This window comes from Sphingomonas sp. M6A6_1c, from assembly GCF_053345135.1.
In genome coordinates this window covers 90,007-114,471 of sequence record NZ_JBKEZO010000008.1, presented here as the reverse complement: position 1 = coordinate 114,471, position 24,465 = coordinate 90,007, and the positions used below count along the sequence as shown (strand labels likewise).

16 protein-coding genes are annotated in these 24,465 nt (G+C 70.2%); 13 read left to right on the top strand and 3 right to left on the bottom strand.

The genetic code is table 11. From position 1 onward, the window contains the following. Position 1 precedes the first annotated feature (1 nt). The 5 genes from prsK to ACLBWH_RS17880 all read left to right on the top strand — a co-directional run bounded on the left by prsK (position 2) and on the right by ACLBWH_RS17880 (position 7,332). A complete protein-coding gene (prsK, locus tag ACLBWH_RS17900; RefSeq protein WP_447800204.1) occupies positions 2–2,047 on the top strand; it encodes an XrtA/PEP-CTERM system histidine kinase PrsK in 2,046 nt (681 codons plus the stop codon). Further along, complete coding sequence (gene prsR, locus ACLBWH_RS17895; RefSeq protein WP_447800202.1) at positions 2,044–3,399, top strand: PEP-CTERM-box response regulator transcription factor; 1,356 nt, start codon at positions 2,044–2,046, stop codon at positions 3,397–3,399. The genes prsK and prsR overlap by 4 nt, the downstream gene beginning before the upstream one ends. After that, positions 3,392–5,389: a tetratricopeptide repeat protein gene (locus tag ACLBWH_RS17890; RefSeq protein WP_447800201.1), complete on the top strand. Its 1,998-nt coding sequence runs from the start codon at positions 3,392–3,394 to the stop codon at positions 5,387–5,389. The genes prsR and ACLBWH_RS17890 overlap by 8 nt, the downstream gene beginning before the upstream one ends. 50 nt (positions 5,390–5,439) lie before the next feature. Next, positions 5,440–6,255, top strand: a complete 816-nt coding sequence (locus ACLBWH_RS17885; protein ID WP_447800199.1) for a DUF815 domain-containing protein — start codon at positions 5,440–5,442, stop codon at positions 6,253–6,255. Between the two features lie 63 nt (positions 6,256–6,318). Continuing rightward, positions 6,319–7,332: a sensor histidine kinase gene (locus tag ACLBWH_RS17880; protein WP_447800198.1), complete on the top strand. Its 1,014-nt coding sequence runs from the start codon at positions 6,319–6,321 to the stop codon at positions 7,330–7,332. 180 nt (positions 7,333–7,512) lie between these two features. Here ACLBWH_RS17880 and ACLBWH_RS17875 read toward each other — a convergent pair whose 3' ends face one another. Then, positions 7,513–9,291 (bottom strand): ABC-F family ATP-binding cassette domain-containing protein, encoded by a 1,779-nt coding sequence (locus tag ACLBWH_RS17875; protein ID WP_447800196.1) that lies wholly within the window; start codon positions 9,289–9,291, stop codon positions 7,513–7,515. 136 nt (positions 9,292–9,427) lie between these two features. On the opposite strand from ACLBWH_RS17875, the gene ACLBWH_RS17870 reads away from it, so the two are divergent. The 4 genes from ACLBWH_RS17870 to ACLBWH_RS17855 all read left to right on the top strand — a co-directional run bounded on the left by ACLBWH_RS17870 (position 9,428) and on the right by ACLBWH_RS17855 (position 12,721). After that, positions 9,428–9,736, top strand: a complete 309-nt coding sequence (locus tag ACLBWH_RS17870; RefSeq protein ID WP_416222400.1) for a hypothetical protein — start codon at positions 9,428–9,430, stop codon at positions 9,734–9,736. A 10-nt stretch (positions 9,737–9,746) separates the two neighbouring features. Continuing rightward, on the top strand, positions 9,747–10,412 hold the full coding sequence (locus ACLBWH_RS17865; protein ID WP_037533025.1) for a response regulator transcription factor: 666 nt from the start codon (positions 9,747–9,749) through the stop codon (positions 10,410–10,412). 100 nt (positions 10,413–10,512) lie between these two features. After that, entirely contained in the window at positions 10,513–11,832 is a 1,320-nt protein-coding gene (locus ACLBWH_RS17860; RefSeq protein ID WP_447800225.1) for a sensor histidine kinase, read from the top strand. Between the two features lie 211 nt (positions 11,833–12,043). Further along, complete coding sequence (locus ACLBWH_RS17855; RefSeq protein WP_447800195.1) at positions 12,044–12,721, top strand: HPP family protein; 678 nt, start codon at positions 12,044–12,046, stop codon at positions 12,719–12,721. Here the strand turns inward: ACLBWH_RS17855 and ACLBWH_RS17850 are convergent. Beyond that, positions 12,681–13,679: an LLM class flavin-dependent oxidoreductase gene (locus ACLBWH_RS17850; RefSeq protein ID WP_447800194.1), complete on the bottom strand. Its 999-nt coding sequence runs from the start codon at positions 13,677–13,679 to the stop codon at positions 12,681–12,683. The two genes, ACLBWH_RS17855 and ACLBWH_RS17850, sit on opposite strands and share 41 nt — an antisense overlap. A gap of 36 nt (positions 13,680–13,715) precedes the next feature. Then, positions 13,716–16,028, bottom strand: a complete 2,313-nt coding sequence (locus ACLBWH_RS17845) for a S8 family peptidase (RefSeq protein ID WP_447800193.1) — start codon at positions 16,026–16,028, stop codon at positions 13,716–13,718. Positions 16,029–16,186: 158 nt separating this feature from the next. Between ACLBWH_RS17845 and ACLBWH_RS17840 the strand changes: the two genes are divergently transcribed. From ACLBWH_RS17840 to ACLBWH_RS17825, 4 genes are all read left to right on the top strand, one after another. Next, the gene (locus ACLBWH_RS17840; RefSeq protein WP_322848991.1) at positions 16,187–16,852 is read left to right on the top strand and encodes a pyrimidine 5'-nucleotidase; all 666 of its coding nucleotides are present in this window, start codon (positions 16,187–16,189) and stop codon (positions 16,850–16,852) included. Beyond that, entirely contained in the window at positions 16,849–17,676 is an 828-nt protein-coding gene (gene dapD / locus ACLBWH_RS17835) for a 2,3,4,5-tetrahydropyridine-2,6-dicarboxylate N-succinyltransferase (protein WP_447800192.1), read from the top strand. Before ACLBWH_RS17840 ends, dapD begins: the two co-directional genes overlap by 4 nt. A gap of 334 nt (positions 17,677–18,010) precedes the next feature. Beyond that, positions 18,011–20,227, top strand: coding sequence for an autotransporter assembly complex protein TamA (locus tag ACLBWH_RS17830; RefSeq protein ID WP_447800224.1), 2,217 nt, complete (start codon positions 18,011–18,013; stop codon positions 20,225–20,227). After that, on the top strand, positions 20,227–24,462 hold the full coding sequence (locus tag ACLBWH_RS17825; protein ID WP_447800190.1) for a translocation/assembly module TamB domain-containing protein: 4,236 nt from the start codon (positions 20,227–20,229) through the stop codon (positions 24,460–24,462). Before ACLBWH_RS17830 ends, ACLBWH_RS17825 begins: the two co-directional genes overlap by 1 nt. Positions 24,463–24,465 lie beyond the last annotated feature (3 nt).

Sequence of the window (24,465 nt, the reverse complement as noted above, 5' to 3'; positions counted from 1 at the left end):
GATGGCGGCACTGATCCTGTGGGGCCATGCGCTGGCGGCACTGGCATTCGGGCTGCTGGCGCTCGACGCGCTGCGCCGGCAGGGGCTGGGGTCGGGGGCCAGCGCAGGGGCGGGGGCGGCGCGCAACGGGCTGACGTTCGCCTGCATCCTGACCGCCTTGTGGGCGCTGGCGGTGGCGGGGATCGGCGCGGACGATGTCGCCGCGCGGCTCGGCGAGGCGCTGCGCAACCTCGTCTGGCTGGCGGTGCTGCTCGCGCTCGTTCGGCGGGGACGGAGCGGCAGCATCGCGCTCTACGCGGTCTATCTGGTCGCGGCGACGATCACCGCCGCGGCGGGGCTGCTCGCGATCCTCGACACGCTGCCGCTCGCCCGCGATGCGCTGGCGGCGATCGCCGTGCTGCGGCTGATCGCGGCGATGCTCGCGGCGGTCGCCGGGCTGATGCTCGCGCATCAGGTCGCGGTAAGCGGCGGGTCGCGCCCCGCCGGACCGGCGGTGCCCGTCGCCATCGCGCTCGGCGGGATGTGGGGCGTCGACCTGCTCGTCGCGATGCTCGGCTACGGCCTCGCTACGGTGCCGCCGGCGGCGATCGCGCTGCGCGGCTTCGTCGTCACCGGCGTCGCGCTGGTTCTCGCCACCCGCCGCAGCGCGCGCAGCCTCGCGGTGTCGCACGGCATCGTGCTGCGCTTCGTCTCGATCGCCGCGGTGCTGCTCTATGCGGCGTTCACCATCCTGCTGACCCGGATCGCCGAACATTATGCCGGCAGCACGGTGCGGATCGTGCAGACCGCGATCGTGCTCGGAGCGACCACCGCGCTGATGACGTTGCTGTCGACGCCGTGGCTGCGCGCCTGGCTCAAGGTGAAGGTCGCCAAGAATTTCTTCCGCCATCGCTACGATTATCGCGCCGAATGGCAGCGCTTCACCGCGACGCTGGGCACGCCGGGGGCGGGCGCCGATCCGCTCGACCTGCGCATCGTCCGCGCGATCGCCGATCTCACCGGCTCGCCTGCCGGGGTGCTGTTGGAGCCCGACGGCAGCGGCCTCGCCCCCGGCGCCGCGTGGCACTGGCACGAGGCGGGGACCGCCGACGCGGCGCTGCGCGACCATCTCGCCGCCAGCGCGCGCATCGTCGAGCTGGATCAGGTCCGCCGCGGCGCGGCGCCGGCCGAGGAAGCGGCGGCGATCCCGCACTGGATAAGCGACCATGCCGAGGCGTGGGCGCTGGTGCCGCTGATCCACGGCACCAGCCTGATCGGCGTCATCCTGCTCGCCCGCCCGCCGTACGAACGGCCGCTCGACTGGGAGGACCTCGACCTGCTGCGCGTCGCCGGACGGCAGGCGGCGAGCTACCTCGCCGAGGATCGCGCGCATGCCGCGCTCGCCGACGCCGCGCGATTCGACGAGTTCAACCGCCGCTTCGCCTTCATCATCCACGACATCAAGAATCTGGTCAGCGGCCTCAGCCTCGTCGCGCGCAACGCCGAGCGTCACGCCGACAATCCCGCATTCCGCGCCGACATGGTCGAGACGCTTAAGGAATCCGCCGCCCGCATGAACGCCTTGCTCGCCCGGCTGTCGCAGCATCATCGCGCGACGCCCGAACCGCTCCAGCCGGTCGATCTCGCCAACCTCGCGCTGCGCCTCGCCGCCGGGCGACGCGCCCAGCATCCGGTGCGCGTCGCGGGGCAGGGGACGGCGCTCGCCCAGCCCGGCCGGCTCGAACAATTGCTCGGCCACCTCCTCCAGAATGCGATCGAGGCGAGCCCCGTCGCCGCGACCATCGACCTCGTCGCCGGCACGACCGGCGACGGCGCCTATATCGAGGTGATCGATGCCGGCTGCGGGATGAGCGCCGCCTTCGTCCGCGACCAATTGTTCCGCCCCTTCGCCTCGTCCAAGCCCGCCGGCTTCGGCATCGGCGCCTATGAGGCGCGGCAGCTTGCCGAGGAGATGGGCGGGAGGCTCGACGTGGCCAGCCGCGAAGGCGAGGGCACCCGGTTCCGCCTGACCCTTCCCGCCGCGCCCGCGCTGGAGCATGCCGCATGACCGACAAGCCCGTCCTGCTGATCGTCGAGGACGATCTCGCGCTCCAGCGTCAGCTTCGCTGGGCCTATGAGGGTTATGAGATCGTCGGCGCCGCCACCCGCGCGGAGGCGATCGAGGCGCTGCGCAGCCGCGAGCCCGCGGTGGTGACGCTAGACCTCGGCCTGCCGCCCGATCCGGACGGCACCAGCGAGGGGTTCGCGACGCTCGCCGAGATGCTGGCGCTCAAGCCCGCGACCAAGATCATCGTCGCCTCGGGCCACGGCGCCCGCGACAGCGCGTTGCGCGCGATCGCGCTCGGCGCCTGGGATTTCTACGCCAAGCCGATCGACATCGACGCGCTCGGCCTGATCGTCGCCCGCGCCTTCCACGTCCATGCACTGGAGGCGGAGAACCGCCGGCTCGCCGCGCGCGAGGTCGCCGCGGCGGGGTTCGGCGGGTTGCTCTACGCCTCCGACGAGATGGCGAAGGTGGTGCGCACGATCGAGCGAGTCGCGCCCGCCGACGTCTCGGTGATGCTGCTCGGCGCGAGCGGCACGGGCAAGGAGCTGCTCGCCCGCGGCATCCACGATCATTCGCCGCGCCGCCGCGGCGCGTTCGTCGCGATCAACTGCGCCGCCATTCCGGAGACGTTGCTCGAAAGCGAATTGTTCGGCCACGAAAAGGGCGCCTTCACCGGCGCGGTCAAGACGACGCCGGGCAAGATCGAACAGGCGGCGGGCGGCACCCTGTTCCTCGACGAGATCGGCGACGTGCCGCTGCCGTTGCAGGTGAAGCTGCTGCGCTTCCTGCAGGAGCGCGTCATCGAACGGATCGGCGGACGGAGGCCGATCCCGGTCGACACCCGCATCGTCTGCGCGACGCATCAGGACCTGAACGCGATGGTCGCCGACGGCCGGTTTCGCGACGACCTGTATTACCGGCTCGCCGAGATCGTCGTGCCCATCCCCGGCCTTGCCGAGCGGCCGGGCGACGCCAGCCTGCTCGCCCGCGCCTTCGTCCGCCGCCACGCCGCGACGATGAACCCTGCGGTCACCGGCCTCGCGCCCGATGCGCTGGCGGCGATCGATGCCTGGGGCTGGCCGGGCAACGTCCGCGAGCTGGAAAACCGGATCAAGCGCGCGGTCATCATGGCCGACGGCAAATCGGTGAGCGCCGCCGATCTCGACCTCGACGCCACCGCGGTCGATCCGCTGCCGCTCAACCTGCGCAGCGCGCGCGAGACGGCCGACCGCAAGGCGATCCGCCAGGCGCTGGCGCAGGCCGACGGCAATATCTCGGGCGCGTCGCGGCTGCTCGGGGTCAGCCGGCCGACGCTGTACGATCTGCTCAAAAGCTACGACCTGCATGGCTGAGCGCCGCTATCCCCTGCTTCCCGGCAAGCGCCGCCGGCGGATCGTCTGGCCGCGCCCGCGCCGTCGGCAGGTGATCGCGCTCGCCGTGCTGGCGCTGGTCGCGGCGCTCGCTGCGCTGCTGCTGCTGCGTCCCGCGCCGCGCGTCGACCCCGCCGTGGCGCTGCGCGACGCAGGCACCGCCTATCGGATCGGCAATTACAGCGCCGCGCGCAACCATGCGCTCGCCGCGCTCGCCGGCGCGCCGGGATCGCGACCGGCGATGCTGCTGCTCGCCCGCGCCTATCTGCGGCTCGGTGACGGCGTCGCGGCGGAGGGTGCGCTGAGCCGTGCGCGTGCGCTGCGTATCACGCCCGCCGACATCGCCGGTCTGCGGGCGCAGGCCCGCTTCCTCCAGTCCGACTGGCAGGGCGCGATCGACACCGCCGCGCTCGCACCGGCCGGCGACGGCGAGGCGATCCGCGCCCGTGCCCGCGCGGTGGCGATGCAGGGCGACAGCGGCACCGCCGCGCAGGCGCTCGTCGGCCTGCTCGCGCATACGCCAGGCGACGCCGCCGCCTGGACCGATCTCGGTCGCATCCGCCTCGATGCCGGCGAGATCGCCGCCGCCGGCGATGCCGCGGCGCGTGCGCAACGGCTCGCACCGGGCGATCCGGTCGCGCTCGCCCTGCAGGCGGAGATCGTCCGCACCCGCTATGGGCCGATCGCCGCGCTGCCGTGGTTCGAGGCCGCGCTGGACCGCGACGCTTATTATCACCCGGCGCTGATCGAATATGCCGCGACGCTCGGCGAGGTCGGGCGCAACGCCGATATGCTCGACGCCACCCGCCGCGCGCTCGCCGCGCGTCCGGGCAGTCCGCAGGCCTTCTACCTTCAGGCGGTGCTCGCCGCGCGCGCCGGGCGCGGCGAGCTGGCGCGCGACCTGCTCCAGCGCGCCGGCGACGGTATCGGCGCCTTGCCCGGTGCGGCGCTGCTGGGCGGTGGCCTCGATTTCGCGCGCGGCCAGACCGAGCGGGCGATCGGCACCTGGCGGCAGCTCGCCGCGGATCAGCCGATGAACGTCGCCGTCCGCCGGCTGTTTGGTGCCGCGCTGCTGCGGTCGGGCGACGCGCAGGGCGCGCTCGACCAATTGCAGCCGATCGCGCTGCGCGACGATGCCGATGGCTATACGCTGACGCTCGTCGCCCGCGCGTTCGAGGCGACCGGCGACCGCATCGCCGCCGCGCGCTATCTCGACCGCGCCGCGGCCGGTGCGCATGGCGGTCCCGTCGCCTTCGCCAGCGACGACGATGTTGCGGCGCTGCTCGCTGACGCGCGCGCAGACCCCCGCGATCCCAATTACCTGCTCGGCGTCATCCGCGCGCAGCTCGGCCGCCGCGATATCGCCGGCGCGATCGCACGCGCGCGCGGCCTCGCCGTTGCCAGCCCCGGCGCGTCCGCCGCGCAGACCGCCCTGGGCGACGTGCTCGCGGTCGGCGGCCGCTTCGCCGAGGCGGCGCAGGCCTATGCGCGCGCCGCCAGCCTCGCCTTCGACGAACCGACGATGCTGCGGCTGGTCGACGCCTGGGGCCGCGCCGGCCGCCCGCGCGAGGCTGCAGCCGCGCTGTCGCTCTACCTCGGCCAGAATCCGCAGAGCCTGTCCGGGCGCCGGATTCTCGGCCATTGGCAGGTCCGCAACGGCGAGACGGACACGGCGATCGAGACGCTGGAGGGCGTCCGCCGCATGGCCGGCAATCGCGACGCCGCGCTGCTCGCCGATCTCGCGCTGGCCTATGCCGGCGGCGGGGAGGGGGCGGACGGGGCGGTGGCGCGCAGCTACGGCCGGGCCGCCTATCGGCTCGCACCGATGAACGCGGGCGTGTGCGACGCATATGCGGTGGCGCTCGCCGCGGCGGGCGATCTGGCGGGGGCACGGCAGCTCGCCGCCAAGGCGGTCGCGCTCGCGCCCGGCGATGCGGCGATCGCCGCGCATGCCCGCCGGATCGCCGCCTGATCGCGCCCGGATCGCTTGCGCCGGCGGGGTGGCGCGGTCATGACCGCGGCATGACCGATCCCCTGGAGCGTATCGCCGCGGCGCTCGACCGCCTCGCCCCGCCATCGCCCGCCAGCGACGATCCACAGGCGCATCCCGCCTACGTCTGGCGCGACGGCGCGCTGGTCGCCGCCCGCGCCTTCACGCCGCTGCCGCTCGACCTGCTGATCCGCGTCGATCGCCAGCGCGACGCGCTGGTGGAGAATTTGCGCCGTCTCGCCGCCGGCGCCGCCGCGCAGGACGTGCTGCTGTGGGGCGCGCGCGGCACCGGCAAGTCGGCGCTGGTCAAGGCCGCGATCGGCGCGGTGCAGGGGGAAGGCGGCGCCATCGCGCTGGTCGAGGTCGCCGCGCTCGACACGCTGCCACAGCTGTTCGCCTTGCTCGCGCCAGTGCCGCGCGCCTTCGCGCTGTTCCTCGACGACCTCGGCATCGATCTGCCCGCCGAGGCGCGCATGCTGCGCTCGCTGCTCGAAGGCGGCGCGGAGGCACGCCCGGACAATTTGCGGCTGCTGGTCACCGCCAACCGCCGCCATCTCGTGGTGCGCGACATCGCGGAACAAGATGGCGCGATCAACCCGCGCGACAGTATCGACGACCAGCTCGCGCTCGCCGACCGGTTCGGGCTCAGCCTCGGCTTCCACGCGCTCGATCAGGACGATTATTGTGCGATCGTCGCCGCCTATGCGGCGCGCTACGGCTTGCCCTTCGACGCGGCGGAAGCGATCAACTGGGCGACGCGGCGCGGCAGCCGTTCGGGTCGCGTCGCCTGGCAATATGTTACCGAGCTGGCCGGGCGGGCAGGACGAAGCTTGCGCGAGATCGGCTGACCGCTTTGCCAATCATGTTGCAAAGCGCTTGACAGCATTGGGCCGCAACGGCTCAGTCCGCGCGTGTCTCGGCTGAGTGAACTCGATCTGACTATACGCCTCGCCCCCGCGGTTCCGCGGGTGGTGACGCAGGTGTTGGTCGGGCTGTTCACCGCGTTGATCGCGATAGTGTTGTACACCGCGCTCGATCGGCTGACCGTCGGTGACGGCGCGCCCTTCGCCTTGTGCTTCCCGGCGATGATGCTGGCGACGTTGTTCGCGCGCTGGCCGGCGGGCGCGCTGTCCGGGGCGATCGGCATCGTCTACGCCTGGGCCTATGTCTTTCCCGCCACCGCGGGCTTGCGCCTTCCCGATCGCAGCGCGGCGGTGACACTCGGCTTCATCGTCGTCGCGGCGGTGGTGACGGTCGCCACCGCCGAACTGTTCCGCCGCGCGGTGCGGCGCGCGACGACGGAGCGCGATCAGGAGATCGCCGACCGCGACCTGCTGCTGCAGGAGATCGACCATCGCATGAAGAACAATTTCGCGATCGTCACCTCGATCCTCGACATCCAGCGCCGCCGGTCGGACGGCGATGCGGCGGAGGCGCTCGGCGCCGCGCTCAACCGGGTCGAGAGTATCGCGCGAGCCCACCGGCACCTGTACCGCGGCGCCGGGCAGGGCGATGCGGTGCAGATGCGCGGCTATCTCGGCGATCTCTGCTCGGCGTTGTCGGACGCGCTGCTGCTGCGCGGCGGCATCTCGCTGGTCTGTTCGAGCGACGATGTCGAGGTGCCGCGCGACCGCGCGGTGTCGATCGGGCTGGTCGTCAACGAACTGGTCACCAACGCCGCCAAACACGCCTTCGGCGGGCGCACCGGCGGCACGATCACCGTCGGCTTCCGGCAGCGGCCCGGCGGCTGCACGCTGATCGTCAGCGACGACGGCGTCGGCATGCCCGCCGCCGCCGCGCCGACCGGCATCGATCACGGCCTGGGCTCGCGCCTCATCCCGGCGTTCGCGCGGCAGGCGGGCGGCACGCTCGCCACCGAAAGCGGCCCGGAGGGCACGACGGTGACGATGGACCTGCCCGCCTAGCCAGGATCGACATTCAGCCCAATTCCTCCCCGCCAGGGGGAGGTGGCATGCCGAAGGCATGACGGAGGGGGAGGTAAGCAACACGTCTGTTCCGTGTCCTCCCCCTCCGTCACCGCTTCGCGGCGCCACCTCCCCCTGGCGGGGGAGGAATTTCGCTACGACGATGAATGTCGATCTGGCCTAGCCCAGCCCCTCGACCTGTTCGGCGAGTTCGAGCCAGCGCATCTCGGCAGCATCCTTCTCCGCCCGCGCCGCGTCGATCGCCGCGGTCAGCGCCGCGAACCTCTTGGGATCGCGCACGTAGAGCGCGGGATCGGCGAGCAGCGCCTCGTCCCGCGCGATCGCCGCGTCGATCGCCTCGATCCGCGCCGGCAATTGGTCGTAGTCGCGCTGGTCCTTGTAGGTCAGCTTGGTCTTCGCCTGCACCGGGGGAGGGGGCGCCGCCCTGGACCCCGACGCCTTCTTCGCCTCGGCCGGTTTCTTGCGCTGCCGTTCCCAATCCTCATAGCCGCCGGCGACGACGTCGACCGTCCCCGATCCGTCGAGCCCCAGGGTCACCGTCACCGTCCGGTCGAGGAAGTCGCGATCGTGGCTGACGATCAGCACCGTGCCGCCGTAATCGGCGATCACCTCCTGCAACAGGTCGAGCGTCTCGAGATCGAGGTCGTTGGTCGGCTCGTCGAGCACCAGCAGGTTCGATTCGCGCGCGAACTCCCGCGCCAGCAGCAGCCGCGAACGCTCGCCGCCCGACAGCGTGCCGACCTTCGCCTCGGCGAGGCTGGGATCGAACAGGAACTCCTTGAGATAGCCGTGGATATGCTTGCGCACCCCGAGCACGTCGATCCAGTCGCCGCCGTCCGCCAGCACCTCGCGCACCGTCTTGGTCGGCGCCATCAGGCTGCGCTGCTGGTCGATGATGACGCCGTCGAGCGTCTTGGCGAGCTTCACCTCGCCCGAGTCCGGCTGCAATTCGCCGGTCAGCAGCTTCAGCAAGGTCGTCTTGCCCGCACCGTTGCGTCCGACGATGCCGATCCGGTCGCCGCGCGTCACGCGCAGGTCGAGGTCACGGATGATCGTGCGGTCTCCATAGCTCTTGGTGGCATGCTTGACGTCGATGACCACCTTGGTCTTGCTGTCGTCCGAGGCGGTGACGAGGTTCGCCGCGCCCTGCGGCCCCATCATCGCCGCACGCTCGGCGCGCATGTCCTTCAATTTGGCGAGCCGCCCCTGGTTGCGCCGCCGCCGCCCGGTGACGCCGCGCTGCAGCCAATGTTCCTCGATCTTCAATTTGGCGTCGAGCCGCTGCGCGTTGCGCTCCTCTTCGGCATAGACCTGTTCGGTCCACGCCTCGAACCCGCCGAAGCCGATCTCGGCGCGGCGGATCGAGCCGCGATCCATCCACAGCGTCTGTTTGGTCAGCCGGGTGAGGAAGGTGCGATCGTGGCTGATGACGACGAACGCGCCGCGGAACCGGCCCAGCCAGTCCTCCAGCCAGTCGATCGCGGCGATGTCGAGATGGTTGGTCGGCTCGTCGAGCAGCAGCACGTCGGGGTCCTGCGCCAGCGCGCGGACGATCGCCGCCCGCCGCCGCTCGCCGCCCGAGGCGGAGGTGGACTCGCGGCTGAGGTCGATGCCGAGCTGGTCGGCGATCGCATCCGCCTCGTGCCGCTCGGGCGCGCCCTCGCCGCCGAGCACGTAATCGGCGAGCGTCGCGCAGCCGGCGAGACTCGGCTCCTGTTCGAGCAGCACGACGCGGGTGCCGGGCACGATGACGCGCCGGCCCTCGTCGCAATCGATCAGGCCGCCGATCAGTTTGAGCAACGTCGTCTTGCCCGCGCCGTTGCGCCCGATCAGCGCCAGCCGGTCGCGCGCGCCGATGTGGATGTCGAGGTGGCGGAACAGCCAGCCGTGGCCCTGGATCACGCCAAGGTCTTCGTACGCAAGGATTGGGGCAGCCATGGCCGGCGCAGGTAGGGGGCCGGAGCGCCCGCGGCAAGCGCACCCGCGACCAATGCCGGGAACCGGCGTTGCTCCGAATGCTTTGCGCCTGCTCCATTCACAGGCTGTTCAATGCCTTCCGCCTATGCCAGTCCTCATGAAGATGGTCGTGCCCCTCATGTTATTCGCGATGGTCGCCGCAGTGTCTCCCGCCGTCGCGCAGGCACCGGATCAGCGTCGCAGCGATCAGGCGCGCGCCTACGACGCCCGTCGCAAGGGCGAGGTGCTCTCGCCCCGCGCGATCGAGGCGCGGGTCATCCCGACGATGAAGGGCTACGAATATCTCGGCTTCGACCTCGATTTCAGCACTGCGGTTTACACGCTGAAATTCATGCGCGATGGCGTCGTCGTCTGGGTCGATGTCGACGGCCGATCGGGCCAGATCATCGGCCGCACCGGAAATTAAGGGGGATCACATGCGCGTTCTGATCGTCGAGGACGAGCCGAACCTCGGCCAGCAGCTCAAGAACACCCTCGAAGGCGCGGGCTATGCCATCGACCTCGCCACCGACGGCGAAGAGGGGCATTTCCTCGGCTCGACCGAGAATTACGACGCGATCGTGCTCGACCTCGGCCTGCCCGAGATCGACGGGCTGACCGTGCTCGACCGCTGGCGCAAGGAGGGCAAGACGATGCCCGTCCTCGTCCTCACGGCGCGCGACAGCTGGTCGGACAAGGTGGCGGGGCTCGACGCCGGCGCCGACGACTACGTCGCCAAGCCGTTCCAGACCGAAGAGCTGATCGCCCGCCTGCGCGCGCTGATCCGCCGTGCCTCGGGCAATGCCTCGTCCGAACTGACCGCGGGCGACGTCCGCCTCGACACCCGCTCGGGCAAGGTCACCAAGGCCGGCGAGCCAGTCAAGCTGACCGCGCAGGAATATAAGCTGCTGAGCTACCTGCTCCACCACAAGGGCAAGGTGGTCAGCCGCACCGAATTGATCGAACATATCTACGATCAGGATTTCGACCGCGATTCGAACACGATCGAGGTGTTCGTCACGCGCATCCGCAAGAAGCTGGGGCAAGACGTGATCACCACGATCCGCGGCCTCGGCTACAGCCTCGAAGACCCGGACGCCTGATCCGCCGTTCGGATCGGGTCTTACCGTCATGGATACGCCGCCGCTCGCCGAAGCCCCGCCACGCCAACGCGCGGTGACGACGGGATCGCTGTCGCGGCGGATGATCCTGATCGCCGCGGCATGGATCGGGCTGCTGCTGTTCGGCGGCGGCTTCGCGCTCGACCGCGTGCTGGCCAATGCGGTGACCAACAATTTCGATCATCAGCTCGAGAACGTCATGCGGTCGCTGCTCGTCTCGGCGGAGATCGGGCCGGAAGGCGAAGTGATCCTCAGCCGTGATGCGACGGGCGACCCGCTGTTCCTCGAACCCAATTCGGGCCTCTATTGGCAAATCTCGGCACCCGGCCGACCGATCAACGATGCCTTTCCGTCGCGCTCGCTGTGGGACCGCCGCCTTGCGTTCGGCGGCATCCACAATGATCGCGATGTCCATTTCTACAACAGCAACCAGTTTCCCGACGAACGTCTGCGGGTCGTCGAGCGCGACGCGCAGATACCGGGTTCGAAGATCCATTGGCGTTTCCAGGTCGCGCAGACCCGCCGCGATCTCGACGCGCAGATCGCCGTCCTCCGTCGCACGCTGATCCGCAGCTTCGCGCTGCTCGGGCTCGGGCTGATCGTCCTCGTCTGGCTCCAGACCTTCTATGGCCTCTGGCCGCTGCGCCGGGTGCGCGACGAGATCGCGCGGATGCGCGCCGGCCAGTCCAACCGCATCTCGACCGCGATGCCCGACGAGGTCGCGCCGATGGTCGAGGAATTGAACGCGCTGATCGAGCATAACGAACGACAGGCGGAGGAGGCGCGGCGTCATGCCGGCAACCTCGCGCATGCGCTCAAGACGCCGCTCACCGTCATCATGAACGCCGCCACCGCGCAGTCAGACGATCTCGCCGATACGGTGATCCGCGAGGCGCGGACGATGCGTCGTCAGGTCGACCATCACCTCGCGCGCGCGCGCGCCGTCGGCCGCCGCGGCTCGGCGCACAGCCGCGCCGAAGTGTGGCCGAGCCTCGAATCGGTCGAGCGCGCGGTCGGCCGCCTCTATCGCCACGTCCGCATCGACGTCACCGGTCCCCGCGACCTGCAGGTCCATGTCGAGCGCCAGGACCTCGACGAGATGCTCGGCAATCTCATCGAGAATGCCGCCAAATACGGCGGCGGCAGCGTCTTCGTCACCGTCGGCGCCGAAGCCGGCTTCGTCGAACTGCTGATCGAGGACGACGGCATGGGCATTCCCGAGGAAGACCGGGTGCGCATCTTCGACCGCGGCGTGCGGCTGGATACCGGCAAGCCGGGCACCGGACTTGGCCTCGCCATCGTCCGCGACGTCGCCGAGATCTACGGGGGCACGGTGAGCCTCGAAGAGAGCGAGGATCTGGGCGGGCTGATGGTCCGGCTGCGGCTGCCCGCGGCGGGGTGAGGTTCGCGCACCTCTATTGACCCTCTTTGTCGTCCCAGACTGGCTCGAGACCTCTGCCAAACATCATATGTACCCCGGCGGGGCGACGTCGCAGCGAGGAGACAGGGCTGAGACAAGCCGAAGGCGGTCACTGCCGATCCGGGCTAGTTCTTCCCCAACCGCATAACGACTCGATCTTGCCATGATCGCCGCAGCCGCTAACGCGCGGGTCATGCTCTTCCGCCCGATCCTCGCCGGCGCAGCCCTTCGCGATCGTTTGCTCGCCGGTGTCGGGGCGACGTTCGGTATCGCGCTGACCGGCGTTCTCGCCGCGGTGCTGGCGGGGCAGGGGGCGCTGCCGTTGCTCGTCGCACCGATCGGGGCGAGCGCGGTGCTGGTGTTCGCGGTGCCCGCCAGCCCCTTGGCGCAGCCCTGGCCGGTGATCGGCGGCAACATGCTGTCCGCATTGTGGGGTCTGCTGGTCGTGCAATGCGTACCCGAGCCGGTCGCCGCGGCGGCGCTCGCGGTCGGTGGTGCGATCGTGGTGATGTCGCTGCTGCGCTGCCTGCATCCGCCCGGCGGCGCGGTCGCGCTCGGGGTCGTCCTCGCCGCCGGTCATCTGCCGAACGGCTGGCTATATCCGTGGCTGCCGGTCGGGATCGATTCGGCGCTGCTCGTGCTCGGCGCCATGATCTTCCATCGGCTGTCGCGGCGCGCCTATCCGCACCGGCCCGCCGCGGCGGTGCCGGCACCGTCGCCCTTCGCGGCGGAGGACATGGACGCCGCGCTCGCCGAGATGCACGAGAGCTTCGACATCGCCCGCGCCGACCTCGACGCGCTGCTCGCCGCCGCGGCGCGCCATGCGGCGATCAGGCGGGAACGGTCAGCCCGCTCATCACCTCGGCGGTGATCGCCAGGCTGCGCTTGCGCGCCGCCGGGTCGTAGATCGCGCTGGCGACCAACACCTCGTCCACCCCGGTCCGCTCGATGAACGCCGCGGTCTGCCGCGCCACCGTCGCGGGCGAGCCCACCGCGGAACATTGCAGCACATGGTCGAGGATCGACGCGCCCTGCGCGCCCACCCCGGCACGATAGCCCGCGACCGGCGGCGGCAATTGGCGCGGGTTGCCGGTGCGCAGCGCGACGAACGACTGCTGCTGCGAACTCGCCAGCAGCTCGGCTTCCTCGTCGGTCTCCGCGGCGAACACGTTGAAGCCCGCCATCGCATAGGGCCTGGCGAGCTGCGCCGAGGGGCGGAAGTCGCGGCGGTAGATCGCCAGCGCGCTGTCGAGCGCGTCGGGCGCGAAATGCGACGCGAAGGCATAGGGCAGGCCGAGCGCCGCGGCGAGCTGCGCGCCGAAGGTGCTCGATCCCAGGATCCACAGCGGCACGTTCGCCCCCGCGCCCGGCGTCGCGGCGATGCCGGTACGCCCGTCGTCGGCGAAATAGCTCTGCAGCTCCATCACGTCCTGCGGAAAGGCGTTGGCATCGGTCTCCAGCGTCCGCCGCATCGCGCGGGCGACGCGCTGGTCCGACCCCGGCGCGCGGCCGAGGCCGAGGTCGATCCGACCGGGGAACAGCGCGTCGAGCGTGCCGAACTGTTCGGCGATCACCAGCGGCGCGTGGTTGGGCAGCATGATGCCGCCGGCACCGACGCGGATGCGGCTGGTCGCGGCGGCGATATGGCCGATCACCACCGCGGTGGCGGCGCTGGCGATGCCGCGCATGCCGTGATGCTCGGCCACCCAATAGCGCTGGAAGCCCAGCGTCTCGGCATGCCGCGCGAGGTCGGCGGCATTGGCCAGCGATTGCGCCACGGTGCCGCCTTCGACGACGGGCACCAGATCGAGCAGGGAATAACGTGTCATGCCGGCCAAGATGGGGGCGCCATCCCGCCCGCGCAATCAGAAGCCGATCGTGTAGCGCACCGCGCCCCCGACGTCGGCGGGCAACACCGCGTAATTGCCGGGATCGCGCCGCCAGAACAGGTTGGTCTGCAGGTCGCCGGTGCCGAGCAGGATGCGATAGCGCGCCTCGACGTCGATCTCGCGGCCCTGCGGGGCGAGGTTGAGCCGCTGCGTCGTCCAGTCGCTGACCGTCAGCGACGCATAATCCCAGTTGGTCGGCAGGCGATAGTCGAGCCCGCCGCGCGCCACCCGCAGCGGCTGCGCGACGCGCAATCCGATGCTGTCGCGACCGAACAGATGATCCTTGCCGACATCTGCGGCGAACGCCTCGGTGAGCAGCCGGCCGCGGCCGTCGAAACCGCCGCGCAGGGTCGCATCGCTGCGGCCGCGCCGCCACGATCCGCCCAGCGACCAGCCCGCGCCGATGCTCCAGCGCGCATCGGCGTCGATGAACCAGCTGCGCGCCCGCGCCGCGCCGAGCCCGCCGTCGAAGCGCGCGCCGAGCAACGTGTCGCTTTCGTTGAGATTGCTCAGCGACAGCGTCGCGTCGAGCCCGCCCCAATGATGATCCGCGGTCACCGTCACCCGCTGATAGCCCGAGCGGCGATAGCCATCGAGCCCGGCGAGCATCGCGTCGCGCCGCGCCAGTACGTCGCCGCTCTCGATCGTCGCGGTCAGGCCGATGCCGCCGACCTGCTGGCGCAACGCGCCCGCCGACCGGGCGATACTGTCGAAGCCGAGCCCGCTCTGCCCGGCGACGAGGAAGGCGGGCTGCGCCTGCCCGGTCATCTGCGCGGTCAGGCTGCCGGTCCCCTGCGAGAAGGCGAAGCCGAAGCTGGTCCTGGCGCCGAGCCGCTGCGTCACCGCGCCGGCGATCGCCCGCGCGGTATTGGCCTGGCCTTCGCTCAATCGGCTGCGTTCCAGCGCGATCTCGCCGTTTGGCCGCGGTGCCAGCGTCAGCGAGATGGTCGTGTCGCCCGCCGCCAGCACCTGGTTGCGCTGCCGGTTCTGCAACACGCCGGAGAGCGTGCGCGAGGGACCGGCACGGTTGATCGTGCCGGCGAGATCGATTGCGAAGGCGCGGTCGTAGCTGTCGAGGATCACCGTGCCGAGCTGCCCGACCCGCGCGTCGCCCATCGGCGCCGACAGCGTCGCATTGGTGGCGAGCGAGACCGCGATATGCGATCCGGCGACGCTCGACGTGCCGACCGGCTGGAACGCCTTGGTCAGGTCGAGCACGCCGTTGCCGTACACGCTGTCGACCCCCGCCGCGCCCACATCACGCGCGGTGCGGAACAAAAGGTCGACGATCTGCGCGCCGCTGAGGTTGGGAAACGCCTGCGCGAGCAGCGCGATCGCGCCCGAGATCTGCGGGGCGGCGAAGGAGGTGCCCGACCAAAGATACGGCGTGCCGTTCTGGTTGGGCGCGCGCACCTGTTCGCCGACCGCGGTCAGGTAATGCGCCGCGCCGGTGCCCGCCCGGTCGCTGAATGAGGAGATGGCGTCGTTGGTACCGACCGAGCCGGCGACGATCACCAGATTGCGCGCCGCGGCATTGCCGGCGACCGAGGTGAAGGCATCGGGATTGTCGCTGCCGTCGTTGCCCGCGGCGATGACGACGATGATGCCGCGCGCGGTGGCGCGGCCGATCGCGTCGATCAGCGACTGCGGCATCGTCGCGCCGCCCAGCGACAGGTTGATCACCCGCGCGCCCGCGCCGCGCGCCGCATCGACGCCCTTGGTGATCGCGTCGGTGCCGAACTTGCAGCCCGAATCGCTCCCCGCCTCGCTGCTCGACGCGCACGAGCCCGGCCGGTCGGCGCGCAGCACGGTCAGCGTCGCCTCGAACGCGACGCCCTGCGATCCCATGCCGTTGCGCCGGCCGACCGCGGCGAAGGCGACCGCGGTGCCATGGCCGCCCTCGTCGCCGATCGTCGCATTGCCCGCGACGTCCTGCGACGCGCTCGACAATCGGCCGGTGAATTCCTGGCTCGACAGGCTGATGCCGCTGTCGATCACCGCGACGTTGACGCCGGCCCCGGTCGCGCCCTTGTTGTAGGCGGCGAGCGCGTTCATCGACACCGCGCCCACCGCGGCGCGATATTCGCTCGTGTCGTAATTGGTCGGCGTCGGCGTCGGCGCGGGTGTCGCGGCCGGCGTCGGTGTCGGTGCGGGAGCGGGCGCCGGTGTCGGCGCGGGCGTCGCGACCGGCGTCGGTGTCGGCGTCTGCGCGGTGGGCGGGGCGGGCGTGGAGTTGATCCCGCCACCGCCGCCACCGCCGCAACCGGCGATCAGCAGCGGCCACGCCAAAGCGGCGCCGTATCGTATTCCCGTTCCTGCGCGCACATCCACCCCCGGTCGGAAGTCGACTTAGTGTCGGCGTCCTTACAAGACCTTAACGCGAACGTCAGGCAGGCGGGACAGCCACTTGCTTGTGCCTGTCGCGATCGCCGCCTAGACGCCGCGGCATGCTCGCGACGCTCGCCCCGATCGACACCTGGATCTTCGATCTCGATAATACGCTGTATCCGGCCCGCGCCAATCTGTTCGCGCGGATCGATCACCGCATGACCGATTATATCGCGCGGCTGCTCGATCTGCCGTGGGACGAGGCGCGGCTGGTGCAGAAGGAGTATTTCCACCGCCACGGCACGACGCTGACCGGGCTGATGGCGGACCACGACGTCGATCCGCACGACTTCCTCGCCGAGGTCCACGATATCGAGATGGACGTGCTCGAACAGGATGCGCCGCTGGCCGCGGCGATCGCCGCGCTGCCCGGCCGCAAGCTCGTCTTCACCAACGGCGACAAACCCTATGCGTTGAAGGTGCTCGACCGGCTCGGCCTCGGTGCGCATTTCGAGGCGATCCACGACATCCACGCGATGGACCTCGTCCCCAAGCCACACCCGTCGGCCTATGCGAACCTGTGCGCGCGGCTGAACATCGAGCCGACCCGCGCCATCTTCTTCGAGGACATGGCACGCAACCTCGCGCCCGCCAAGGCGATCGGCATGACCACCGTCTGGATCGACAACGGCTCCGAACAGGGGCCGGAAACCGCGCGCGATTTCATCGACTTCACCGTTCACGATCTCGCATCGTGGCTGCAGCACATCATGGAGGCATCATGAGCCAGGACCTGTCCACCGTCATCGACACCGCATGGGAGGATCGCGCGTCGCTCGGCTTCGCCACCACCGGTGAGGTCCGCCTCGCGGTCGATCGCGCGCTGGCGCTGCTCGACGCGGGCGAGGCGCGCGTCGCCGAGCCTGACGGCGCGGGCGGCTGGCGGGTCAACCAATGGCTCAAGAAGGCGGTGCTGCTCAGCTTCCGCCTCAACGACAATACGCTGATCGACAACGGTCCGGGCGCCGGCCATTGGTTCGACAAGGTCCCCTCCAAGTTCAGCGGCTGGAGCGAGGCCGAATTCCGCGCCGCCGGTTTCCGCGCGGTGCCGGGCAGCGTCGTGCGCCGCGGCGCCTATGTCGCCCCCGGCGCGATCCTGATGCCGAGCTTCGTCAACATCGGCGCGCATGTCGGTGAGGGCACGATGGTCGATACCTGGGCGACCGTCGGCTCCTGCGCGCAGATCGGCAAGAACGTCCACCTCTCGGGCGGTGCCGGCATCGGCGGCGTGCTCGAGCCGTTGCAGGCCGACCCCGTCATCATCGGCGACGGCGCGTTCATCGGCGCGCGCTCCGAAGTGGCGGAGGGCGTGCGCGTTGGCGAGGGCGCGGTGCTGTCGATGGGCGTCTATCTCGGCGCCTCGACCAAAATCATCGACCGCGCCACCGGCGAGGTCTTCAAGGGCGAGGTCCCGCCTTATGCGGTGGTGGTGCCGGGTTCGACCGGCGGCAGCGACGGCAAGCCCGGCCTCTATTGCGCGGTGATCGTCAAGCGCGTCGATGCGCAGACCCGCAGCAAGACCAGCATCAACGACCTGCTGCGCGACTGAGGGGGGCGGGACGGTACGGCGACCCGCCCGTCCGTCATCCCGGCGCATCTCGCGATCTCTGCAAAGCTCGGTCCCTGACAAACCAAGCTTGCACCCCGCCCTTCGCCGGGGTGCATCAGCCGTTTTTCTGACCTCTCGAACGAGTCCGGGGTGACGGGGAGGGCGTGTTGGCCTATGGCCTAACCCGTTACGGCCGCACGCACTTTCCCAATCATCCCCAGCTATTTTCACGCTGCGGCGCAACCAGAGGCGGATCGGAACGTTGTCGGAAGGCTTGGGGGTGGATTCGAACGCGAACGCTCTCGCAAAGGGGAACGAAAACCGCGTGCGATTTCTGACCGGACGACAGTATTGGCTGGCCATCGCCTTGGTCGCTGCGGCGCCGACCGGCGCGCAATTCAACCAGCAGCAAGGCACCGCCCCCGCGCGCGGTCCCGATGCGCCGAAGACCGATCCCCAGAGTACCAATCCCCAGAACGCCAATTCTCAGCCAGCTGGCGCTCAGACCGCGACGCCGGATGCCAACGCACCAATCGTCCCCGACAGCGAGTTCAACGCCAGCCTGCCGCCGCTGACCGGCGACATCAACGCCCCCCTCGAACCGATGCCCGCGCAGCAGGCCGCCACGCCGCCCGCGACCACGCCGGCCACCCCGGCGTCGACGCAGCCACTCGTCGCCGCCGACGGCACGCTGCCCCCCGCCGCCGCCGAGAACCCGGAACTCGCGCAGCCGCTTCAGCCGCTCAGCACCTTCGATACCGCGCCGTTGCAGACCGCCGCCGACATCAAAGACAAGGATGCGCCGGAGATTCGTTACGATACGGAACTCAAGGGGCTCGAAAAGCTCGATCTCGCCGCGCAGTTCAACAGCCTGTCCGCGCTGAAGGAGGGCAAGGGCAAGGCCGCCAACGCGACGCAGGTCGCCGCCCGCGCCCGCGAGGACGAGGCGCTCGCGGTACGGCTGATGAAGTCGCTCGGTTATTATGACGCGACCGCGATCTCGCTGATCGAGACGTCGACGAGCACCGATCCCGGCAAGCCCGGCCGCCTCAAGGCGACGGTCACCGGCACGCCCGGCCGCCTGTACCGTCTGTCGTCGATCAAGGTCGATGCCCAGCCGGTCGTTCCCGCCGATCTCATCACGCACAATCTGCCGTTGCGCGTCGGCGATCCGATCGAAGCGGCGCGCATCCAGGGCGCCGAGGCCAATGTTAGCCTCGTCCTGCCGCAGCAGGGCTATCCTTTCGTCAAGGTCGGTGAGCGCGACATCCTGCTCGACGACCAGTCCGAACAGGCGACCGGTGCCTATACGCTGCCGGTCGACGCCGGCCCGCGCTCCAGCTTCGGCCAGCTCGTCACCGCGGGCGATCCGGTGTTCGGCGTCGATCATCTCAATGTCTTCCCGCGCTTCAAGAGCGGTGACCTCTACGACAGCCGCAAGACCGACGACCTGCGCGACGCGCTGGTCGCCACCGGCCTGTTCCGCAGCGTCGCGGTCGAGCCGCAGCGCACCGGCCGCACCAATGCCGACGGCACCGAGGCGATCGACCTGCTCGTCCGCCAGACCGAGGGCCCGCCGCGCAGCCTCGCCGGCAGCGCCGGCTATTCGACCGGGCAGGGCTTCAAGGCCGAGGGGAGCTGGACGCACCGCAATCTGTTCCCGCCGGAGGGTGCGCTGATCGGCACCGTCGTCGCCGGTACGCAGGAACAGGGTCTGTCGGGCACCTTCCGCCGCTCCAATGCGGGGCAGCGCGACAAGACCTTCACCGCGATCGCCAGCGCGGTCCACCAGAGCTACGATGCGTTCGACGCCTTCACCGGCACGCTGTCGGCGCGCTGGAGCCGCGTCTCGACGCCGATCTGGCAGAAGCGTTTCACATATTATTACGGCGGCGAACTCGTCGGCACCAACGAGAGCGTCTACGATTTCGCGCGCGGCGATACCGTCCGGCGCACCTACGGGATCGTCGCGCTGCCCGGCCAGGTCGAATGGGACACGTCGGACAGCCTGCTCAACCCGACCCGCGGTTATCGCCTGCGCCTCAACCTCAGCCCGGAAGGCGCGGTGAACGGCGGGGTGCGGCCGTACGTCCGTACGATGATCGAAGGCACGGTCTATTATCCGATCTCGTCCAGCCTGGTGATCGCCGGCCGCGCCAAGGCCGGCTCGATCCAGGGCATCGATCGCGACGATCTTGCGCCGTCGCGCCGTTATTATGGCGGCGGCGGCGGCTCGGTGCGCGGTTACGGCTATCAGCGGCTCGGGCCGCTCGATCCGCAGGGCAATCCGGTCGGCGGGCGCAGCCTCAACGAATTCGCGCTGGAAGCGCGCTATCGCTTCGGCAATTTCGGCATCGTGCCGTTCCTCGATGCCGGCAACAGCTATGAATCGAGCCTGCCCAAGGGCTCGGACCTGAAGTTCGGCGCCGGTATCGGCGGCCGCTTCTATACCAATTTCGGGCCAATGCGGATCGACGTGGCGACGCCACTCAATCCGCGGCCGGGCGACGGCAAGGTCGCGCTCTACATCTCGATCGGGCAGGCATTCTAATGGCGCAGCCCGATTACGAAACGACCGACGCTCCGGCCGTGACCAAGCGCCCGCTGTGGCAGAGCATCCTCAAATGGGTGCTGATCGCCGTCCTCGGCGTCGTCGTGCTCGCCGGCGTGGTCGTGCTCGGCATCAACACCGATCCGGGCCGCCGCTTCGTCGCCAACCGGATCGGCGGCTACACCACCGCCTCCGGCCTCAACATCAAGGTCGGGCGGATCGACGGTTCGCTCTACGGCCAGATGGTGCTGTCCGACGTGCGCGTCGCCGATCCCAAGGGCGTCTTCCTGACCAGCCCTAAGCTCGGCGTCGACTGGCGACCGTTTGCCTTCGCCAGCAACCACGTCGATGTGCGCAGCCTGTCGACCGACCTCGTCACGCTGGCGCGCAAGCCCGAACTCAAGCAGACGCCGAGCGACCCCAACGCGCCGTTGCTCCCCGATCTCGATATCGACGTGAACCGGCTGCACGTCGGCCGGCTGGTGATCGCCAAGCCGGTCACTGGGCAGACGCATATCGTCCGCCTCGACGGCGCGGTGCATATCGCCGACCGCCGCGCGCAGCTCGTCACCGACGCCGCCGCGCTCAAGGGGGCAGGGGTCGCCGGCGGCGACACGCTGCACCTCAAGCTCGACGCGGTGCCCGACCAGAACAAGCTCGACGTCAATCTGAAGCTCGACGCCCCCGTCGGCGGCGTCGTCGCGACGATGGGGTCGCTGAACGCGCCGCTCACCGCGAGCGTCGACGGCCGCGGCAGCTGGAAGGCCTGGCAGGGCCGTGCGCTCGCCACGCTCGGCGGCGGGCAGCTCGCCGATATCAACGTCAACGCCCGCGACGGCCATATCGAGCTGCGCGGGTTCGCGACGCCCGGTCTCTACATGCAGGGTCCGGTGGAACGCCTGACCGCGCCGCGGCTCGATCTGGCGATCGACACCACGCTCAACGACCGCAAGGCCGATACGCGGATGCGACTGAAATCGAACGCGCTCGCGGTCGATGCCGGCGGCCTGATCGACCTCGCCAACAGCAGGTTCGGCAATTTCGCGGTCGACGCGCGGCTGCTCACGCCCGGTGCGATCGCCCCCAACGTGCGCGGCCGCGACGTGATGGCGCGCGTCGTGCTCGACGGCGCCTTCGCGACGCCGACGGTCAATTACAAGATCAACGCCGCCGCGCTGGGCTTCGGCACCACGACCGTCGAGAACGTCTATGCCGAAGGGCTGGCGCGGGTGAACAGCGATCGCATCCTGGTGCCGGTCAACGCCCGCGCGCGCCGCGTCACCGGGCTCAACGCCGCGGTCGGCGGCCTCGCCAACAACGTCCGCATCCAGGGCGATTTCGCCATCTCGATGCCCAACATCCTGTCCGACAATCTGCGGATCCGTTCGGACAATATCGACGCCACCGCGATCGTCGTCGCCAATACCGCGACCGGCCGCTACACCGGCGCGCTCAAAGGGCGGGTCAACAACTACCGGCTCGAAAGCATCGGCATCCTCGATCTGTCGACCGACGCCAAGCTCGTCCCCGGCGCGCGCGGCGGCTTCGGCATCACCGGCCGCGTCGTCGCGCAGACCAAGCAATTGTTCAACAGCGGCGTGCGCGACTTCCTCGGCGGCAATGCGGTGGTGCGCAGCGACATCGGCTACAGCCCGGAAGGCATCGTCACCTTCGCCAATCTGCGGATGAACGCGCCGCAATTCCGCATCACCCGTGGCGAGGGCCGGTTCGATCCGGCGACCGGCAGCGTCGCGGTCAATGCCGACGCCGTCTCGACCCAATATGGCCCGCTCACCGCGCGCGTCACCGGCAGCGCCGATGCGCCCGTCGTTGTCCTGCGGGCGGCGCGGCCCGGCGTCGGCATCGGCCTCGTCAACCTTGATGCGCGCGTCGTCGGCCGTGGCGGCGCCTATGCGGTCACCGCCAGCGGCGGCACCAATTACGGTCCGTTCACCGCCAACGTGCTGGTGCGGCCGAGCCCGCGCCTCACCGTCGACGTCAACCGGGTCGTCTTCGCCGGCATCGTCGGCAGCGGCCGGGTCGCGGCGACGCCGGCGGGTCCGTTCGCGGGCGCACTGCAATTCGCCGGCCGCGGCATCACCGGCAACGTCCGCCTCACCGATCAGGGCGGCAACCAGCGTGCCGACGTCGCCGCGCGCGCCTATAATGCCACCATCCCCGGTTATGCCGACTTCACCATCGGCCGCGCGATCGTCAACGCCAGCGTCGTGATGACGCCCAAGGCGCCGCAGGTGGTCGCCGACGTGCAGGTCGCCGACACGCGCTACAATGCCTTCGTCATCCAGGCGATGCGCGCCAAGGTGAATTATGTCGGCGGTCGCGGCACTGCGCAGGCGCTGCTCACCGGCTCCAGCGGCGTGCCGCTGCGCGTCGCGCTCAACGCCCGCCTGTCGCCCGACGATTATCTGATCGCCGCGCAGGGCCAGGCGAACAACATTCCGTTCCGTACGGTCAATCCGGCGCACGTCACCAAGGCGGGCGGCAGCTATCGCCTCGCCGCGACGCGGATCGACTTCGGTCAGGGCGCCACCGCCGGCTCGACGCGCATTGCCGGCTCGTTCGGCGGCGGCGTCACCGCGGCGCAGGCGCGGCTCGACCGGCTCAACCTGTCGATGCTCTCGGCGTTCATGCCCAATCTCGGCGTGTCCGGCGCGGTCACCGGCAGCCTCGATTACCGCCAGCAGGGCAATGCCATCCCGCAGGCGGACGCGCGCATCACCATCGCCAACTTCCAGCGCACCGGCCTTGCCGCGGTGTCCGAACCCGTCGACGTCCAGTTCGTCGGCCGGCTCGTGCCCGACGGCGGCGAGGCGCGGGCATTGGTCAAGCGCGGGGCGACCACCGTCGGTCGCCTGCTCGCGACGCTGCGGCCGCTGCCGCCGGGCGCGGGCTCGTGGACGACGCGGCTGATGCAGGCGCCGCTGTCCGGCGGCATCCGCTACAACGGTCCGTCGGGCGTGCTGTTCAGCCTCGCCGCGCTGCCCGGCCAGCAGCTCAGCGGGCCGATCGCGGTCGCCGCCGATTTCTCCGGCCGCGTCTCCGCGCCGCAGCTCAACGGCCTGATCCGTGCCGACAATCTCACCTACGACAACGAGACCTACGGGACCCGCCTGTCGCAGATGAAGATCGCCGCGCGCTTCACCAACGATCGCCTGGAACTGACCAGCCTGTCGGCGCGTGCCGGCAACGGCACGGTGCAGGCGCAGGGCAGTGTCGGCCTGGCCGCCGCGAGCGGCTTCCCGATCGACCTGCGTGCCAAGCTCGACAATGCGCAGCTCGCCAAGAGCGACGCTTTGTCGGCGACCACCTCGGGCGACATCCGCTTCACGTATGGGCGTGACGGCGGCCTGTTGCAGGGCAACCTCAACATCCCCGAGGCGCGCTACGAGATCATCCGCCAGGGCTCGGCCGAGGTTCCCGAACTCACCGGCATCCGCCGCAAGAGCCAGATCGTGACGCCGCGGCCGACCGATCGGCCCAAGCCGGCGCCGGTCAGCCTGATCAAGCTCGACCTCACCGTCCGCGCCGCCAACCAGCTCTTCGTGTCGGGCATGGGCCTCGAATCCGAGTGGGAGATGAACCTGAAGGTCGGCGGCACTTCGGTGGCGCCGGTGATCACCGGCGGCCTCGATCTGGTGCGCGGCACCTATTCGTTCGCCGGCAAGCGGTTCGAAGTGACGCGCGGCACGATCCGCTTCCGCGGCGGGCAGTTGACGGATCCGGACATCAACATCCAGGCGTCGACCACCGTCAACGGCATCACCGCGGTGATCGCGATCACCGGCACCGGCCAGCGTCCGCAGATCGCCTTCACCTCGACTCCGGCGCTGCCGCAGGACGAAGTGCTCAGCCGTCTGCTGTTCGGCACCAACCCCGAGAACCTCTCGGCGACCGAGGCGCTGCAATTGGCCAGCGCACTCAATTCGCTGCGGGGATCGGGCGGTGGTGGGCTCAACCCGCTCGGCAAGCTGCGTTCGGCGACCGGTTTCGACCGGCTGCGCGTCCTAGGCGCCGACGAGGCGAGCGGTCGCGGCACCAGCCTCGCCGCGGGCAAATATCTGACCGATAACATCTACGTCGAGATCGTCACCGATGCCCGCGGCTATACCGCGACGCAGCTCGAGATCGCGCTCACCAAGGCGTTGAGCCTGCTCACCTCGACCGGCTCGGCCGGTGGTTCGGATGCCCGACTGAAATATTCGAAGGATTATTGAGGA

Bases quoted from the DNA above. Each gene is read 5' to 3' on its own strand.
- dapD (WP_447800192.1), top strand. From the start codon at position 16,849: ATGAGCCAGGACCTGTCCACCGTCATCGACACCGCATGGGAGGATCGC.
- ACLBWH_RS17885 (WP_447800199.1), top strand. From the start codon at position 5,440: ATGACCGATCCCCTGGAGCGTATCGCCGCGGCGCTCGACCGCCTCGCC.
- ACLBWH_RS17840 (WP_322848991.1), top strand. From the start codon at position 16,187: ATGCTCGCGACGCTCGCCCCGATCGACACCTGGATCTTCGATCTCGAT.
- ACLBWH_RS17890 (WP_447800201.1), top strand. From the start codon at position 3,392: ATGGCTGAGCGCCGCTATCCCCTGCTTCCCGGCAAGCGCCGCCGGCGG.
- ACLBWH_RS17870 (WP_416222400.1), top strand. From the start codon at position 9,428: ATGAAGATGGTCGTGCCCCTCATGTTATTCGCGATGGTCGCCGCAGTG.
- ACLBWH_RS17865 (WP_037533025.1), top strand. From the start codon at position 9,747: ATGCGCGTTCTGATCGTCGAGGACGAGCCGAACCTCGGCCAGCAGCTC.
- ACLBWH_RS17850 (WP_447800194.1), bottom strand. From the start codon at position 13,679: ATGACACGTTATTCCCTGCTCGATCTGGTGCCCGTCGTCGAAGGCGGC.
- ACLBWH_RS17855 (WP_447800195.1), top strand. From the start codon at position 12,044: ATGCTCTTCCGCCCGATCCTCGCCGGCGCAGCCCTTCGCGATCGTTTG.
- ACLBWH_RS17860 (WP_447800225.1), top strand. From the start codon at position 10,513: ATGATCCTGATCGCCGCGGCATGGATCGGGCTGCTGCTGTTCGGCGGC.
- ACLBWH_RS17875 (WP_447800196.1), bottom strand. From the start codon at position 9,291: ATGGCTGCCCCAATCCTTGCGTACGAAGACCTTGGCGTGATCCAGGGC.
- prsK (WP_447800204.1), top strand. From the start codon at position 2: ATGGCGGCACTGATCCTGTGGGGCCATGCGCTGGCGGCACTGGCATTC.
- ACLBWH_RS17825 (WP_447800190.1), top strand. From the start codon at position 20,227: ATGGCGCAGCCCGATTACGAAACGACCGACGCTCCGGCCGTGACCAAG.
- prsR (WP_447800202.1), top strand. From the start codon at position 2,044: ATGACCGACAAGCCCGTCCTGCTGATCGTCGAGGACGATCTCGCGCTC.